Source organism: Halomarina halobia (assembly GCF_029338575.1).
Classification (GTDB): Archaea; Halobacteriota; Halobacteria; order Halobacteriales; family Haloarculaceae; genus Halomarina; species Halomarina halobia.
Window position 1 is genome coordinate 386,669 of record NZ_CP119993.1, and the last position, 16,497, is coordinate 403,165.

General features: G+C 62.1%; 12 protein-coding genes. 7 read left to right on the top strand and 5 right to left on the bottom strand.

The annotated features are described in order from the left end of the window. Positions 1 to 46: 46 nt before the first annotated feature. Positions 47 to 1,237: a CaiB/BaiF CoA transferase family protein gene (locus P1K31_RS17250; RefSeq protein WP_276306556.1), complete on the top strand. Its 1,191-nt coding sequence runs from the start codon at positions 47 to 49 to the stop codon at positions 1,235 to 1,237. Positions 1,238 to 1,427: 190 nt separating this feature from the next. Here the strand turns inward: P1K31_RS17250 and P1K31_RS17255 are convergent, their stop codons facing one another. From P1K31_RS17255 to P1K31_RS17265, 3 genes are read right to left on the bottom strand one after another with little or no spacing between them, the layout of a single operon-like run. Next, positions 1,428 to 2,906 carry a tripartite tricarboxylate transporter permease gene (locus tag P1K31_RS17255; protein WP_276306557.1) on the bottom strand — a complete coding sequence of 493 codons (1,479 nt, stop codon included), beginning with the start codon at positions 2,904 to 2,906 and terminating at the stop codon, positions 1,428 to 1,430. Positions 2,907 to 2,953: 47 nt separating this feature from the next. After that, positions 2,954 to 3,502 (bottom strand): tripartite tricarboxylate transporter TctB family protein, encoded by a 549-nt coding sequence (locus P1K31_RS17260; RefSeq protein ID WP_276306558.1) that lies wholly within the window; start codon positions 3,500 to 3,502, stop codon positions 2,954 to 2,956. Positions 3,503 to 3,522: 20 nt separating this feature from the next. Continuing rightward, a complete protein-coding gene (locus P1K31_RS17265; protein WP_276306559.1) occupies positions 3,523 to 4,566 on the bottom strand; it encodes a tripartite tricarboxylate transporter substrate binding protein in 1,044 nt (347 codons plus the stop codon). Positions 4,567 to 4,924: 358 nt separating this feature from the next. Here P1K31_RS17265 and nrfD point away from each other — a divergent pair, with 358 nt between their 5' ends. The 6 genes from nrfD to P1K31_RS17295 all read left to right on the top strand — a co-directional run bounded on the left by nrfD (position 4,925) and on the right by P1K31_RS17295 (position 13,768). Beyond that, on the top strand, positions 4,925 to 6,724 hold the full coding sequence (gene nrfD / locus P1K31_RS17270) for an NrfD/PsrC family molybdoenzyme membrane anchor subunit (RefSeq protein WP_276306728.1): 1,800 nt from the start codon (positions 4,925 to 4,927) through the stop codon (positions 6,722 to 6,724). A gap of 6 nt (positions 6,725 to 6,730) precedes the next feature. Next, entirely contained in the window at positions 6,731 to 9,847 is a 3,117-nt protein-coding gene (locus tag P1K31_RS17275) for a molybdopterin-dependent oxidoreductase (RefSeq protein WP_276306560.1), read from the top strand. Beyond that, positions 9,844 to 11,031, top strand: coding sequence for an Mrp/NBP35 family ATP-binding protein (locus P1K31_RS17280; RefSeq protein WP_276306561.1), 1,188 nt, complete (start codon positions 9,844 to 9,846; stop codon positions 11,029 to 11,031). Before P1K31_RS17275 ends, P1K31_RS17280 begins: the two co-directional genes overlap by 4 nt. 142 nt (positions 11,032 to 11,173) lie before the next feature. Next, positions 11,174 to 11,614, top strand: a complete 441-nt coding sequence (locus tag P1K31_RS17285) for a universal stress protein (RefSeq protein WP_276306562.1) — start codon at positions 11,174 to 11,176, stop codon at positions 11,612 to 11,614. A 54-nt stretch (positions 11,615 to 11,668) separates the two neighbouring features. Then, entirely contained in the window at positions 11,669 to 12,010 is a 342-nt protein-coding gene (locus tag P1K31_RS17290) for a hypothetical protein (RefSeq protein WP_276306563.1), read from the top strand. Positions 12,011 to 12,289: 279 nt separating this feature from the next. Further along, entirely contained in the window at positions 12,290 to 13,768 is a 1,479-nt protein-coding gene (locus P1K31_RS17295) for a sodium:solute symporter family protein (RefSeq protein WP_276306564.1), read from the top strand. 164 nt (positions 13,769 to 13,932) lie between these two features. On the opposite strand, the gene P1K31_RS17300 is transcribed toward P1K31_RS17295, so the two are convergent. Both P1K31_RS17300 and P1K31_RS17305 read right to left on the bottom strand, forming a co-directional pair. Continuing rightward, entirely contained in the window at positions 13,933 to 15,444 is a 1,512-nt protein-coding gene (locus P1K31_RS17300) for an amidase (RefSeq protein ID WP_276306565.1), read from the bottom strand. Positions 15,445 to 15,680: 236 nt separating this feature from the next. After that, the gene (locus P1K31_RS17305; RefSeq protein ID WP_276306566.1) at positions 15,681 to 16,385 is read right to left on the bottom strand and encodes a haloacid dehalogenase type II; all 705 of its coding nucleotides are present in this window, start codon (positions 16,383 to 16,385) and stop codon (positions 15,681 to 15,683) included. Positions 16,386 to 16,497 lie beyond the last annotated feature (112 nt).

Sequence of the window (16,497 nt, forward strand, 5' to 3'; positions counted from 1 at the left end):
CATATTTTACATAAGTGTTATACCGAGGGTCGGTTTTCATAGTGGTATGCGAAGGCATGCACTGGATGGTGTAGATGTCATCGACCTAGGCCAGATCTACAACGGAGCGTACTGTTCCCTCATGCTCTCGTATCTCGGCGCGGACGTCACGAAAGTAGAACCGCCGTTCGGCGAGCCGCTTCGCTCGCGCGTTGAGGACGGTGAACCGCCCGAGTTGATCATGTTGAACTCCTCGAAAGACGGCATCACCCTCAATCTCAAGGAGGAACGGGGGAAGGAATTGTTCAAAGAGCTTGTTCGCGACGCCGACGTAGTCGTCGAGAACTTCGCCGTGGGAACGATGGATCGTTTCGGGTTGGGATACGAGACGCTCTCCGAGATCAATCCGGAACTGATCTACGCACACGGCAGCGGGTTCGGAGAGTCGGGACCGAGAAGCGAGCGGCTCGCGATGGACCTCATCGTCCAAGCGGTCGGCGGGGTCATGGACGTGACCGGCTTTCCGGATGGCCCCCCCGTGAAAACGGGTATTGCGGCCGGTGACTTCCTCGGCGGTATCCATCTCGCGGCGGGCGTGCTGGCGGCGCTTTACCAGCGCGAGCGAACAGGCGAGGGGCAGTTCGTGGAGGCGAGCATGTACGACGCCGTCTACCCCTCACTCATGTCGCAGCTCGCATCGTATTTCAAGGACGAGGACGTTCCACCCAGAACTGGAAACCGGCACAGCGGTCTCGCGAAATGTCCCTACAACGCCTACGCGACAAGCGACGGTCACGTTGCGATCCTCTGTGCGTCGGACAGACACTGGCATCGGTTACTCGACGTGATCGGCCGCGACGATCTCGTCGGGGCCCCGGAGTACGAGACCAACGTCAAGCGACTCCAACACATCGACGAGATCGACGAGATTATCGAGGAGTGGACAAGAGATCACACCCGCGAGGAAGTAGAGACGGCCATGCTCGAGGCCGGGATACCCTGCGGTGCCGTCCAGACGGTCGAAGAGGTGATCCACGACCCTCACCTCGAGACGCGGGAGATGGTAAACGAGATCGACCACCCGGACTACGACGATCCGATTCGCGTCCCTGGATCGCCGATTCGGCTATCGGAGTCGGCGATGCCGGATATCGATCCCTCGCCGAGCAAAGGTCGGGACAACTATCGGATCTACCGCGAACGACTGGGGTTATCGGAGGGCGAAATCAGGAAACTGGAGGACGAGGGCGTCATATAAAAGCCCCCTGATGGCCTCCCGAAAACCGCCGTCACCACGTGATACCTTGTGCGGTTTTGCTTCACCGTGATCACACGGGAGTCGGCAGCTCGGGAGCGTTCTCGACAGGGGCACTGCCAGTAGCTGCCAATCTAGGAGTGGACGACGGTTCAAAGGACCGAACGGAACGGTGGAAGGGTGGAGATCGTACTCAGGCGTGGTTCTTAACGGCGGTGACACCCAAGGAGAGGACGATGAGTAGCGTCAATCCGATGGAGATCTCGCTGCTGGTCAGGAACGCCACCCAGTTTTGTCCGTTTAGCAGCCAGCCCCTGGTAAAGCCGGTTTCGGCGATGTTGCCGACGATGACGCCGAGAACTGGACTGACCAGGGGATAGTCGTACTTCACGAAGAGGATGCCGAGAATGCCGGCTGCGAGCATGATGAGTAGGTCGAATCCCGAGTTTCGTACCGCGAAGGCGCCGATGACGGAGAGGACCGTAACTACCGGAATAATGTACCGGATCGGGATGTAGGCGACCTTCCCGAAGTACCGCGAACCCGAGAGACCGTAGACGATAATGAGCAGGTTACCGATGAACAGCGAGAAGATCATCGCGTAGACGATGGGCCCGGATCGCTCGAAGAGTCCCGGGCCAGGGTTCAAGCCGTGAATTGCGAGGGCACCAATGAGCGCGGCCGTCGACCCGCTACCGGGAATACCGAGGGTGAGCGTTGGCATGAGGGCACCGCCTTGCGTGGCGTTGTTGCTAGAGTCAGCAGCGATGACTCCCTCGATGATGCCGGTCCCGTACTGCTCCGCCTTCTCGTCGCTCGACCAGCGTTGGGCCTCGTTGTACGAAACGAAGTTCGCCACGTCCGCTCCGGCACCGGGAAGAGACCCGACGAACGTACCGATGAACGTCGCCCGCAAGAAATCGACGGGACGGCTGAGAACCGCCCGCACCCCGTCGACGACCTGGTCGTACCCCCCTGCTGTGTTTCCATCCCCATCGCCACCGATGATCGACCCGCGCATCGCGAGACGAATCATCTCGGTGAGAACGAAGAGCCCGATGAGGATAACGATGTAGTCGAACCCGCTCTGGAGGATCGTCACGCCGAACGTGGCACGGGGACGTGACAGCTGCGGATCGTTCCCCACAGTCGCGATCAGGAGTCCGAAGAGTCCGGCTAGCAGCCCCTTCGAGAGGGAAGCGTCCTTCACTGCCGGGATAATCGTCAATGCGAAGACGGCCAGTAGGAACATCTCCGGCGGACCGAACTCGAGCGCGATGTCCGCGATAATCGGCGCGGCGAACAGCAGTGCCGTGGCGGCGATGAGCCCGGCGAGCCCGGATGCGAAGGCCGAAACGGCCAACGTGTAGACGGCCTTCCCCTGCTGCGTGAGTTTGTACCCGTCCCAACAGGTGACGACCGATCCAGGGGCCCCGGGCGTGTTGATGAGGATCGCCGGGATAGATCCCCCGTAGACGGCTCCACCGTAGGCGGAGACGAGCAGGATCAGCGCCACGGCCGGCTCGAACGGAATAGTAACGGGGGTCAGAAGGACGATGGTCATCGTGGCGGAGAAACCGGGAATAGCGCCGAAGACGATCCCGATGGCAGTTCCGAGTATAATGGCGAGAAGGATCGACTGAGTGAACAACATACCGATCCCCAGATTCATCGCACTCGCTTGGGGGATGAGTGACGGGAGAGTCGCTATCGTTTCGATCATAACGGCACCTTTAGCCAGTAGATGAACACTCCCCACACAAGCAGTGCGAACCCGACCGAGTACGCGACGAGCACGAGGGGCCGTCGCTCCCCGAAGAGGAAGAGCAACACCCCGAGAAAGACACTAGTCGACAGGATAAACCCGAATGTAGCCATTGTGAGGATGTATCCGAGCGTCAGGATCACTAGCCCGATCGCGGAACGACGATTGAAGTATCGGCGGTTTCCCTCCTCAGACCGAGTGTCCGCCGCATCGGTTGTCTTACGAGCTTCGTGCTCCCGTCGGTAATCTTCCACGGTTCGTTCGTCACCGTCGATGCTGAACCCGTGTTGGAGCAGAGTGACGACGGCCAACGCCAGCGTGATGTACATCAGCGGACCGGCGTACATCATCGATTGGTCGGGGAGTCCGCGAGTACCCACGTAGTACACACCCACGAACAGGAGGACGAGCAACGGCAGCAGGAGTTCCCCGGGGTGGATGGTGATCGTTCTTCCCGATACACCGACGCTAACCGTCCGAAAACGGGAGAGGTTCGTTTTCATCGATACTCGATCAGGGGTGATTAGCCCTGCTGGAACTCATCGAAGAGCGGTTTGTACTCTCGCATGAATTCCGTGTTCTCGTCCACGATCTCTTGGGTTTTCTCGGGCCCGTTGTACCGGAGGATCTTGTCGAGGTTCCCCTGCTCCTTCGCTCGCTGCCTGTATTCGTCGGCTTTCATCGCTTCCTCGTAGCTCGTCACTAGCTTTTCGAAGCGATCGGGGTACTCGTCTTTAAGCCCGCCGGGCGTCACCTGGAGCTTCCACTGCCCCAGTCCCTCCTCGACACGTGGGAGATCCGTCAGCCCGAGCTCCTTGAAGCTCGGAGTGTCGGGCCAGAGTTCCTGCGGTTCTGGGGTGTGGCTACCTAGCGAGGTGACTTTTCCGATATTGGATGGATTGAACGCCCACGGTTGGTTTACAGCGGCGTCGACGTCGCCCGCCAGTACCGCTTGGCGGGTCGGCGTTCCACCCTCCATATTTACCAGCTTCATCTTCACGTCGTAGGTGTCCTTCACGAGAAGGGCCGATAAGGCCGTGTTTCCGATAGCTGCAGTCGTACCGACTGTGACGCTGTTTTCCTTCGCGTAGTCGATGAACTCCTTCATGTCCTCGTACGGTACGTCCTTCGGTGCGAACCACATCGTCGGATCCCAGTGGTTGGTCCCGATGAAATCGAAGTCGTCGGCGGTGTAGGGTGCGTCCTGGAACAGCCACGTCGCCTGCATCTGTGGGAGGTTCCACATGGCGACGGTGTACCCATCGGGGGTCGCGTTGTAGAGGTTCTCGCCGCCGACCTGCGTCGAGCCGCCCGGGTAGTTCTGGACGACGAAATTCGCCCCGATCTTCTTCGACCACGTAGGGGTTAACGCGCGAGTCGAGCGGTCGGTCCCGCCACCCTGCGCCCACGGGACGATAACAGTGATTTCCTTGGAGGGGTAGCTGCCGCCACCGGAATCGTTACCGCCGCCCCCTCCGCCGCCCTCTCCCGGAAGACTTCCCACGCAGCCAGCGAGACCGATCGCCCCGGTGCCAATACCTGCTTTGATGAACGTTCGTCGGTTCACACGGTGTCCTTTCATTGCTCGTAGTACCTTCCACCATCTGCATCGGATGCTGTCATGGCGAGCCCATGACAACATGACACATGGTTGGTATGGTATTGTCAATCACGGGTTTTAATCTTTCGGAATGTCATTGACACTATCGGCGAGAAATTACCTGTCCTTGAGTGGTCGCATCGCGTGTACGGTAACGCACCGCCTGCAAAAACGAGAAGTCCAGCGGCGTTCAGTTCTGACAGTCACTCGTCGATAGATGAGCGAACGTGGCTGTCGTACTCCGCCTCGTACGAGCCCGTTGAGCGCACGGGGAGAAAGTATAAGTCGATCGCTGTCTCTCGCTAGACAACGCGGGTGTATCACTATCACGAACTACGGCTTCGTCATCGACAACCGGAAGTGCATCGGCTGTCACGCCTGTACGGTCGCGTGTAAAGCCGAACACGACGACCCTATCGGCGTCAACAAGACGTGGGTCAAGTACATCGAGAAGGGCGAGTTTCCGAACACGAACCGCAACTTCTCGGTGATGCGCTGCAACCACTGCGACGACTCGCCCTGCACCGACGTCTGTCCCGTCACGGCACTCTGGGAACGCGAGGACGGCATCGTCGACTTCGATCCCGAGCGCTGTATCGGCTGTAAGGCCTGCATGCAGGGCTGTCCCTACGACGCCCTCTACATCGATCCGAACACCGATACGGCCGCCAAATGCAACTACTGCTCCCATCGCGTCGATTCCGGTCGAGAGCCCGCCTGCGTGACCGTCTGTCCCGAGGACGCCATCATCGCCGGCGACATGGACAATCCCGACACCGAGATCACACAGACGATCGCCGACCAGGAGGTGCAAGCGCGCAAGCCCGAGAAGGGCACCGAACCGAAACTCTTCTACGTCGACGGCGACGAAGCCTCCGTCACCCCCGGCACCACCGCCCGCGAAGAACACTACATGTGGTCGGACGCGCCTAACCAACTCGAGGTTCAGGGCGGGGCGCGCGAGGACTTCGATCTCCAGCGCGCCGCCGAATCACTCGCCGACTCCGACGTCTCGCTCCCCGACGCTTCGACCGACGCCGAGGCCGACGCTGACGCCCGCACGGACGGGGGCTGCGGATGTGGCGGCGAGTGCGGCTGTGGCGGCAACTGTCGCTGTGGCAGCGGTGGGCAGAGTCAGGACAGTTCCAATTCCGGTCGTTTCGCCTCCGACGGCGGCTACAGCACCCAGGCCGCGAGCGGCCAGCCCGCCGAGAAGAAATCTAAAACTGAGCACGCTTACGAACTGCTCCACGAGGAGGCTCGCCGCGTCTACGACATCGGCGAGAGCCACTACTGCTCGTGGGGCTGGGAAGTCTACTCCTACACGTGGACCAAGGCCATCGCCGCCGGAGCACTCCTGATCCCCGCGCTGCTCACGCTCGTCGGCGTTATCGAACCGAACGCCGCGCTTATCGGAATCGGTGCGGCCGTCAGTCTCCTCTTTCTCGGCGTGACAACTGTGCTCCTGATCCTCGATCTCGAACAGCCCCGGCGGTTCCACTGGGTGCTGTTGCGCCCGAACTGGAACTCCTGGCTCGTCAAAGGCGGCTACATCCTGACGGCCTACGGTGGCTTTCTAACGCTGCTGCTCGCCGCCTGGCTCGCCGGCCTCGACACTCTCGTCACCAACCCTGTCGTCCTGGCACTGGGTGCTATTGGTGCGACCGCGACGGCGGTCTACACGGCGTTTCTGTTCAGCCAGTCGAAGGGGCGCGATCTCTGGCAGAGTCCGGCGATGCCGCTGCACATGGTCACGCAGGCCGTCATCGCCGGCGGTGCCGTCACCGCCGCGTTCGGCCTCCTCGCCTTCGATGGCCTCGTGAGTCCCGCCCGCTGGGTGCTTGCGGCCGGCCTGCTCACACACCTCGCGTTGGTCGGCTCTGAAATCTTCACGCCGCATCAGACCGAGGACGCCGAGGAGGCCGCCGCCCGGATCGTCCGCGGGCGCTTCCGCGTACCCTTCTGGGCGGGCGGCGTCGCCGTCGGCATCGCCCTCCCGCTGGTTGCACTTGCGGTTAGTGGGAGCGCCCTCGTCGTCACGGCCGCTGGGGCGCTCGCGCTCGCCGGCCTGTTCGCCTTCGAGTACTGCTGGATCACCGCCCCGCAAACCATCTCACTTGCGTGATAGATCATGGGACAGGACTTCACTCCGAGTCGCATTGAGCGGGTGGCCGAGAAGCTCGGTCTCCTCTCGAATCGCACCGAACAGACGACTAAACAACGCCAGCGCCGCAAGGCCGACGCCGACCGCGTCGATCCCATCGCCCCCGAGGGCCACCTCGGGAGTTACCCGGAGCCGAGCCAGTGGCACGACTGGACCGAGTACGATTCGAGTGGTGAGCCCACGGAGTACTCACTGGTACCCACGGCCTGTTTCAACTGCGAGGCGGGCTGTGGATTGCTGACGTACATAAACAAGGAGACGGGCGAGATCCGCAAGATCGAGGGCAACCCCGAGCATCCGGGCAGCCGCGGGCGCAACTGCGCAAAGGGGCCGGCCACCGTCAACCAGATCAACGACCCCCAGCGCATCCTCCATCCGCTGAAGCGGGACGGGCCCCGGGGCAGCGGCCAGTGGACGCGGGTGGGCTGGGATGAAGCGCTCGAGGACATCGCCGGGGCGATGCGTGAGGCCATCACCGATGATCGGGAAAACGAGATCACCTACCACGTGGGCCGGCCCGGTCACGAGGAGTACATGGATCGGGTGATCGACGCGTGGGGCCTCGACGGCCACAATTCCCACACGAACATCTGTTCGGCGGGCGCTCGTGCGGGCTATGCCTTCTGGCACAAGTACGACCGGCCGAGCGCCGACTTCGCCAACGCCGAATTCATCCTGCTGCTGTCTGCCCATCTCGAATCGGGGCACTACTTCAACCCTCACGCCCAGCGCATCATGGAGGGCATCCTCGAAGGCGGCCAACTCGCCGTGCTGGATCCGCGACTCTCGAACACGGCGGCGATGTCCGACTACTGGCTCCCGACCCAGCCGGGAAGCGAAGCGGCCGTTCTGCTGGCGATGGCGAACGTCATCCTCGACGAAGGACTGTACGACGCCGCGTTCATGGAGCGGTGGGTCAACTGGCAGCAGTTCCTCGACGCCGAATACCCCGAGCGACCGCGCACCTTCGAGGAGTACATCCGCATCCTTCGGGAGGTGTACGCCGAGTTCACGCCCGCGTACGCCGAGGCGGAGAGCGGCGTCGCCGCCGAGACGATCCGGACGGTCGCGCGGAAGATCGGCGTGGCGGGCGATCGCTTCGCGAGTCACATCTGGCGGTCGGCCGCCTCGGGCAACCTCGGGGGGTGGCAGGTCTCGCGCACGCTGCACTTCCTCTCCGTGCTGACCGGATCGGTGGGAACGAAGGGCGGGACGTCGCCGAACGCCTGGCACAAATATGACCCGCACTTGCCGAACGACCCCCCGCGTCAGCGATTGTGGGACGAACTCCAACTCCCCGTCGAGTACCCGTTCGCCCACTACGAGATGAGCTTCCTGCTGCCGTACTTCCTGAAGGAGGGTCGAGGGAAGCTGTCGGTGTACTTCACGCGCGTGTTCAATCCCGTCTATACGTATCCGGACGGGTTTTCGTGGATCGAGGCGCTCACCGACGAGGAGAAGGTAGGCCTGCACGTGGCGCTCACTCCCACGTGGAACGAGACGGCGTACTTCGCCGATTACGTCCTCCCGATGGGCCATTCGCCCGAACGCCACGACATCCAGAGCCAGGAGACCCACGCGGGCACGTGGGTGACCTACCGTCAGCCGGTATTGCGCGAGTACGCCGAGCGCGACGGCGAGGCGATCGAGCGGACCTACGAGGCGAATCCGGGGGAGGTGTGGGAGGAAGACGAGTTCTGGCTGGACCTCTCCTGGCGGCTCGATCCGGACGGCGAGCTCGGTATCCGGGAGTACTTCGAGTCACCCTATCGGGAGGGAGACGACGGCGAGGCGGTGCAGATGACGGTCGACGAGTACTACAAGTACGTCTTCGAACACGACGACCGCCTCTGTGAGGTCGCCGCCGCCCACGACATGGAGCCCTTGGAGTACATGAAACACCACGGGGCGTTCGAAGCCTCGACTAACGACTACGAGCTTCACGAACAACCGCTCGATCCCGACGTGCTGAACCAGGCGGACGTAGTGGTCGACGAGTACGGGACGATCCACCGCGTACTCGACGACGCGCCCCTCGCCGTCACGGCGAACGGTGGTCGTGTCGAACACGACCACGAGAGCGACGACGATCGAGGATACGAATATGATACGGTAGCTGTAGAGACGCTCGACGGCGTCGAGACGGAGGTGCTGGGCGTGATGATCGACGGCGAACCCAAGCAGGGGTTCCCGTCACCGACGGGCAAACAGCAGTTCTACTCCAAGACGCTGGCGGAGTGGGGCTGGGACGCCCCGGAATACACGCTGCCGCACTACCTCAAATCGCACGTCCATCCCGAGAACATCGACTACGAGAACGGCGAGTTGGTGCTGGTGCCGACGTTCCGGCTGCCGACGCAGATCCACTCGCGCTCGTCGAACTCGAAGTGGCTCGAGGAGATCAGTCACAACAACCCGGTGTGGGTTCACACGAAGGACGCCGCGCGCCTGGGGTTGGAGACGGGCGATCTGTGTCGGGTGGAGACGGAGATCGGCTACTTCGTCAACGAGGTGTGGGTGACCGAATCGATCAAGCCGGGGATCGTCGCCATGTCCCACCACATGGGCCAGTGGAAAGTCAACCGCGAGGAGGCTGACTCGGACGTCGAAGAGGGGGGAGACGGGTTCGGCAAGGTGACGGTGGATCTTCACCAGGAAGAGAATCAGTGGGGGATGCGCCAGGCCGAGGGGATTACGCCCTTCGAGAGCACCGACCCTGACAGCGAGCGGGTCTGGTGGACCGACGGCGGCGTCGCCCAGAACCTCACCCACGCACCGCATCCCGATCCGATCTCGGGGATGCACTGCTGGCACCAGACGGTCACGGTGCGCCCGGCACAGGCGGACGACTACTACGGGGACATCTACGTCGACACTGACCGGGCGTTCGAGATCTACCGGGAGTGGCTCGAGGAGACGCAGCCCGCCCCGGGACCGGACGGATTGCGCCGACCCAAGTGGCTCAAACGCCCCATCGCCCCGCCCACCACCCCCGGCGAGGACGACGCGTGGTACGTCGACGGGCCGGTCGGTCGCCACGAGCGGTGGGATCCGGACGCGAAGACGACCGAGGACGACGAATGACGGAGCCCGCCCCCGGTTCGACAGCAGAGCGCGTCAGACAGGCGCTCGCCACCGCCGAGATCGGCCGTGGAGATCTTTTCGGCGACCTCGCCGAACTCGATGGTATCGGGGCGGTGGACGTCGCCGCCGGGGTCGCGCACGTCGAGATCACGCTTCCGGTCCCGGACGCGGGGATTCGCGCGCGGATCGAGGGGGAGATCGCCGACGCGGCCACGGCCGTCCCCGGCGTCGAGACGGTTGTGTGTGGGTGGCGGGCTGACCCTGCGGACGCGGGCGAGCGCGTCGCATTCATCCCAGATGTCAAGAACGTCATCGCGATTTCGAGCGGGAAGGGCGGGGTCGGCAAGAGCACCGTCGCGGCGAACCTCGCCGTTGCACTCGCGGACGCGGGGGCGGCCGTCGGCCTACTCGACGCGGACATCTACGGCCCGAACGCGCCGGCGTTACTGGGCCTCTCTGACGCCTCGCCGCGGACGACACACCGGGACGACCTCGTCCCACGTGAAGCCCACGGGGTTAAGGTAATGAGCATGGGTTTTCTCGTCGGCGAGGACGATCCGATCATCTGGCGGGGGCCGATCGTCGACGACGTGCTCAAGCAGCTGTTCGGCGACGTGCGATGGGGCGATCTCGACTACCTCGTCGTGGACCTTCCGCCGGGGACGGGCGATACCCAACTCTCGCTGGTGCAACACCTGCCGGTGACAGGGGCGGTGATCGTCACGACCCCACAGTCGGTCGCCGTCGACGACGCGCGACGAGGACTGCGCATGTTCGCGAAGTACGGCGTGCCGATCCTGGGGGTCGTTGAGAACATGAGCGGCTTCACGTGCACCGACTGTGGGCACGAACACGCGATCTTCGGGGGGGAGGGTGGGACGCGCCTCGCCGAGGAGTTCGAGATCCCGGTACTCGGTCGGCTTCCACTCGATCCCGCCGTTGGGGTTCTGTCCGAGCAATCGGAACCGGACGAACGGGGTGTTACTCTGCCGCTGGTCGGGCGGTTAGCCCTCCCTCGCTCACAGGAGCACCGCGAGCAGGGTGGCCGATTCCCTCCTATCGCCCTCCGCGAGGACGGAGCAGGATACGGGGGCGGGACGCGGGGTGCGGCGCGAACGATGGCGACGGCCGTCGCGGCGCGCGTAAACGCTCTGGCTCGACAGTCCGCACTACTGGATGAATAGGTGCGAGCATAGGGCATTTTGCGGTTGAGACGGCAGGTATGACACATATTCTACACAGTGATATAATGTAACTTTCTGAGGGCCTGGTTCGTGAGAGGACGTTAGCTATTTGTACTCCTCTAAATAACACAGACGGAGACACATGACAATTGTAGTCGCGGTCGACCGGACAGATCACGGAACACCGATCGTTAAGGAGGGGCACACGCTCGCGGAGGCGTTCGAAGACGAGTTACGCGTCGTCCACGTTCTCAGTCAATCTGAACTCCGGGACATTGAAGAGCATAACGTGGAGGATACGGGACATCCTGCCGGTCAGGACGAAGTCAAGGAAATCGCGGCCGAGATCGCGTCTGACATCGCGAGCGAGGTGACGGACGAGTTTGAGGCCGTCGGCTTAATCGGCGAGGCCGCTAAGCGCATCGTTCGGTACGCAGAGACGACGGATGCACGGTACTTAGTACTCGGGGGGCGCAAGCGGACGCCGATCGGGAAGGCGGTCTTCGGCAGTGTCACCCAGTCAGTACTACTGAATGCCGACTGCCCGGTCGTCACCGTACTTCGGAGGGAAGGCTCTGAGTGAGTCGACCAACCTATCCGATTTACATCAACTCTCAACGCCTGAGATCGTGGACCAATGTCCGAACCACCCAACTACGACGTACCCGACTGGTGGCGAGAGAATGCGGAACTCCGGCGGACGATGGGACTCCCGAACTACGAACCGCCACGGTTTGCGGACGGCGTCTATACGTACGATGTAATCTCTCGCCTGGAGGCCGCATACGACGCGACGATTCGCTTCGTCGGTGTCGATACACGATACGAAGACGATTGGGAGATCAGAGTCGACGGCGAACCAGTCAGAGAGATCGGTCGGCATAGAGACCGTAACGGGAATACCGTTTTCGAAGCGAGTAGTGACGAGGTGAGGGCCGAACTCGAGGCGACGCTCCTATCAAAAGACGAACGGGAGTAAGTGTATTCGGCGCGCCGATTTTGGGGGATGGCGATGCATCGTGCACACGAGGCTCCATAGTCGCCCAAGAAGACGAGGAAACGTGACAGCGATCGCCCTCTCAGCTGGGACTCACTGACCGATGTAGCATATCTTAAGGAAAATATCTTAAGGAAAATATTGCTCGCACGAATATCAAAATGAATCGCGCTGCTAGAGCTACCCCCGAAGCGTCATGGTACAACATACCACAAATCGGAGTCAGTGCAACGATAAGCGTACTGGAGGAGTAGTGATTCGATGGCGAATCTAACTGACCCCTTGATCGTCGTCATGGGGTTGTATTTCCTGTTAACGATCCTCGTAGCCTGGTGGTTCGGGCGGGGAAGCGGTTCGAGTTACGTTGAGTTCACCCTCGCAGGCAAGGATCTCAGCTTACCGGTATACACGATGACGTACTTCGCTACGTTCGCGGGCGGCGGACTGACGATGGGGATCGCACAGCGGGCGTTCTTGGATGGCATCAGTGCCCAGTGGTACGCGATGACCGAGGGGTTGGCCTGGATCTCTATCACCGTTCTCATCGGCTTTCTCTACTCGTTCGACGTCGTCAGCGTTCCCGAACTCCTCGGGCGGGTGTTCGGAGATTACACGAAGTTCTTCGCCGCTCTGTTCACCGTCGTCGGACAGGTCGCACTGACGGCGGGTCAGACGATCGGTATGGCGTCGGTCATCGCCGTCACCACGGACATCCCGCTCCAGGTCGCGTTCTGGTTAAGTACTATCGTCTTCGTCGGCATCACCCTCTACGGTGGAATGAACTCCGTGGCGTGGGCCGACACGCTCCACGGCGTCATCATCATACTGGGGATGTTCGTCGCGATCCCGATCGCGGTAATGAACGCCGGCGGTGTCGGCGCTATAACGGGGGGTGTTCCGTCGGGTCACATGAACTGGTTCGGCGTCGGCCTGATTCAGATCGGCTCCTGGTACCTGATGTACATCACGGTCGCTGGAGCGCAGCAGCAGATGGTCCAACGCACGTGGTCCGCGAGAAACCGGCGCGTCGCCATCATCGGCACGTTCCTCGCCGGTGCCGTCATCACCGGGTACGGCGTAATGACGGCGGCAGCGGGGATGATCGCCAGCGCCCAGGGAGCCGACATCGACTCCTCGCTAGCGTTCGCATGGACGCTCAAGAATACGCTGCCAGCGCCTATCGCAGGCCTGCTCCTCGCCGCCGCCGTCGGGTCGGTGATGAGCGGGGCAGATTCGTTCCTGCTCGCGGGGGCGACTTCGTTCGTTAATGACCTTTACGTCCCGTACCGCGGAGGGAAGGAAAACGTAACGGACGCCCACCTCGTGAAGGTAACGAGACTGACGATTCTCGTCTTTGGCATCGGGGCCGCACTCATCGCGCTCAGCGGAGTCAGTATTATCGCCATCAACACGCTCGGGATGGGGATCATGTCGGTGCTCTTCGCCGGAATCCTCTCGATGCTCTGGCGGGGCACCAAGCGCGACGCAGGCCTCCCCGGCTTCGTCGTCGGCGGTATCGTCTTCGTCATCTGGCAGTTCGGGCTGGGCGAGCCGGCACTGTTCGGTCAGGGGACTCTGGAGGCCGCGGTACCGGCGACTTTCTCGGCGCTGCTCACCATCCTGGCGCTCAGTTACTTCCGATCCGGCGATCCGGTGGACCTGGGAATAGTGCGCACGGAGGCGAGGGCTGATATGGATCGCATCCGGCGGGGACAGGTGACCTTCGAAGAAGGTGAGTGAACCGCCGTACGCCTCTATCAGCACTCACGCTCGCTCGACGACGCGCTCTTCTTACGCCGATCATCGGCCGCGGCGATAATCATCGTACGCGCACCTCGACAGCGGCACTCGTAGTCGCTACGCACCTGACTTCTCCTCTCGATATCATTAGGTAATCGACGAGGTCACTCGGGCGACGTCTGTGGGAGGTGCGGCTCGATGCTCGCGGCTATGCTTAGAAGCAGGTCATCCTCGAACGCCCGTCCCACGAGCTGGAGGCCGACCGGTAGGCCGTCGACGGCACCGTTCGGAAGGGTGACGGCCGGTAACCGCGTCACGTTTGCGGCTCGCGTGTTCCTCGCGTAGTCGAACTCCGGCTCGAACGCGTCTTCAACGCGTGGAGCGACGGACGGCACCGTCGGAAGCACGATCGCGTCGACATCCGCGAGCGCATCGTCGAACTCCGAGCGGAGGCGTTCTCTCGCGAGTTGCGCCCGAGTATACGGACGCCCGTTCAGATCTCGGATGAGTTTCGCGCCGGCCAGGAGCTTGCTCTTATAGAAGGTCCCGAGCTCCCCGCTCCCGGCGCTCGCTCGACGCGCGAGGCTGACCTGGAAGCCGGGGTCGACGCGTCCTCCTCGACGGTAGGGCGCTCCTCCCGCACGCCAGTGAGCGGCCATCTCGGCGAAGCTGAGGCAGTTCTTGATCGCCTTCCCGTATGCGAAGTGATCGACCGACACGCGACGAACGGACGCCCCGGTATCACGCAGTCGATCCACCGTTTCTCGCGTCCTCTCGGTAACTTCGTCGTCGATCCCATTACCCGTCCCTTGCTCGAGAATGCCCAGTTCGAGATCGTCGAGCGACGGGGGCGCCTCGACCGCGTCGACGTAGCCACCGACTCGATACTCGCTACGGCCCGCCGCCTGGAGACTCGCCGGATCGGCAGGGTCAACTCCCGCCATCGCCTCCAGCACCCGCGCGGTTTCTTCGATCGACGTCGAGAGCGGTCCCACGTGGTCCTGCGTATAGGTGTTCTCGATGATACCGCTCAGCGGGACGAGACCGTACGTCGGCTTGTAGCCGACGAGGCCACAGAACGCCGCGGGGATTCGAATCGACCCGCCGGTATCGGTCCCGAGGGCGATGTCGACTTCGTCGAGCGCCACTGCGACCGCGCTTCCGCTCGAAGAACCCCCGGCGAGTCGATCGCCGTCGTATGGATTGGTCGTCGGTCCGTCCGACGCCGTGACGCCGTGAGGAGCGCCGGCGAACTCGTCGAGGTTCGTCTTCGCTGTAATCGTTGCGCCCGAATCAAGCATCCGTCGCACCACGGTAGCATCCACCCCCGGCACGAACCCCTGCATCACCTCCGATGCGCACTCCATCGGGACGCCCGCAACAGCGATGATATCCTTGACACCGACGCGCTCACCCGCAAGGGGTCCGTCATCTCCTCCAGTGGGAGAAACACGACAACGGACGCTGAACGCGTTGTGCGGATCGTCCTCGGGATCACTCCACGAACGATCGGTCACGTCGATGCCTCCCTGCGTAACGGGGACATTGTCGATCGCGTCGAGATCCGCCAGCATCGAGTTGACCTGATCTCTGAGTTCTGCTCTCTCCTCGTCGCGCACTGCCACGTCGAACGCTTCACCAAGCCCGGAAAGTTCTCGTTCCGAGACCCGTTTCATGGTGCTCCCCCGGTGGGTACTCTCGTAACCGCAGACGTACTCAAGAGGCCAACTCGCTGCCGTATCCGCGCGATGCGCCGCCATCGAACCCCTACTTGCCGCCCGTCGACAGCATGGACGGACCGTACTCCTGCCGGGGATCGTGGTGTTCTAATCGACATCACGTATTCGTCCGGGAATTGGCTGGGGAGTCCGTATAATTCTTGCTCACCAGGGGACGCTGACGGCTGTTTCGTTCACGCGCCAACCTGGTCGGCGAGGTCGTGAAAGTCCGTGACGATAAGATCCGGTTCCTCACCCAGATACTCCGGCGGATAGAACTTCTCCTCACGGTTGACCCACGCTGTCCGCATCCCGGCGTGTTTCGCCCCCCAGATATCTCGCATGGTGCCGCCTGAGACGTGAAGGATTCGGTCGATCGGCGTTCCCGTTCGGGCGGCGGTGTGTCGATAGATCTCGACATCAGGTTTGAACGTTTCGACCTCGTCGGCGCTGATGCTGTCCTCTAGCATGTCGGCGATACCGGCTTGACGAACCATCGCATCAAGCATCACCGGATCGCCATTCGAGACGACATATAACGGATATCCTGCTTCGTAGAGCCTCTCCATACCCTCTCGTACGTCCCCGAACACGCTGATACGATCCTTGTACACCGTTCGGCGGATCTCGTTTCGTACTTCCTCGGGGACATCGTAGCCGTACGACTCGAGCGCATAACGGAGCGACAGGCCCTGTATCTCGTAAAACGGCCGGTACGCGTCGATATCGTTGGCGATCACGGTGTACATCATGTTCCGCGCCCGCCAGAACCGCGAGACTGATCCTGCGTCCGTCATTCCATCGACTAGGTCCGCTAATACCGAGGCTTGCGAGTCAATGTCGACGATGGTCGTGTACGAATCGAACGTGATCGCTCGAACGTCGGAGAGCGTGTCCATGACTCGCTTTCCTCCTCCGGTAGTATATACCTTGTCCATCGTTCTCATTTAGCATGATCCGGTTCTGGTGCGAATCGGCGCCGTTCGGTCTCGTGGACTCGCTTCAATCCTT

What these genes read in the sequence shown, in the direction of transcription:
- P1K31_RS17250 (WP_276306556.1), top strand. Translation starts at nt 47, where the DNA reads ATGCGAAGGCATGCACTGGATGGTGTAGATGTCATCGACCTAGGCCAG.
- P1K31_RS17255 (WP_276306557.1), bottom strand. Translation starts at nt 2,906, where the DNA reads ATGAATCTGGGGATCGGTATGTTGTTCACTCAGTCGATCCTTCTCGCC.
- P1K31_RS17260 (WP_276306558.1), bottom strand. Translation starts at nt 3,502, where the DNA reads ATGAAAACGAACCTCTCCCGTTTTCGGACGGTTAGCGTCGGTGTATCG.
- P1K31_RS17275 (WP_276306560.1), top strand. Translation starts at nt 6,731, where the DNA reads ATGGGACAGGACTTCACTCCGAGTCGCATTGAGCGGGTGGCCGAGAAG.
- P1K31_RS17280 (WP_276306561.1), top strand. Translation starts at nt 9,844, where the DNA reads ATGACGGAGCCCGCCCCCGGTTCGACAGCAGAGCGCGTCAGACAGGCG.
- P1K31_RS17285 (WP_276306562.1), top strand. Translation starts at nt 11,174, where the DNA reads ATGACAATTGTAGTCGCGGTCGACCGGACAGATCACGGAACACCGATC.
- P1K31_RS17290 (WP_276306563.1), top strand. Translation starts at nt 11,669, where the DNA reads ATGTCCGAACCACCCAACTACGACGTACCCGACTGGTGGCGAGAGAAT.
- P1K31_RS17295 (WP_276306564.1), top strand. Translation starts at nt 12,290, where the DNA reads ATGGCGAATCTAACTGACCCCTTGATCGTCGTCATGGGGTTGTATTTC.
- P1K31_RS17300 (WP_276306565.1), bottom strand. Translation starts at nt 15,444, where the DNA reads ATGAAACGGGTCTCGGAACGAGAACTTTCCGGGCTTGGTGAAGCGTTC.
- P1K31_RS17305 (WP_276306566.1), bottom strand. Translation starts at nt 16,385, where the DNA reads ATGGACACGCTCTCCGACGTTCGAGCGATCACGTTCGATTCGTACACG.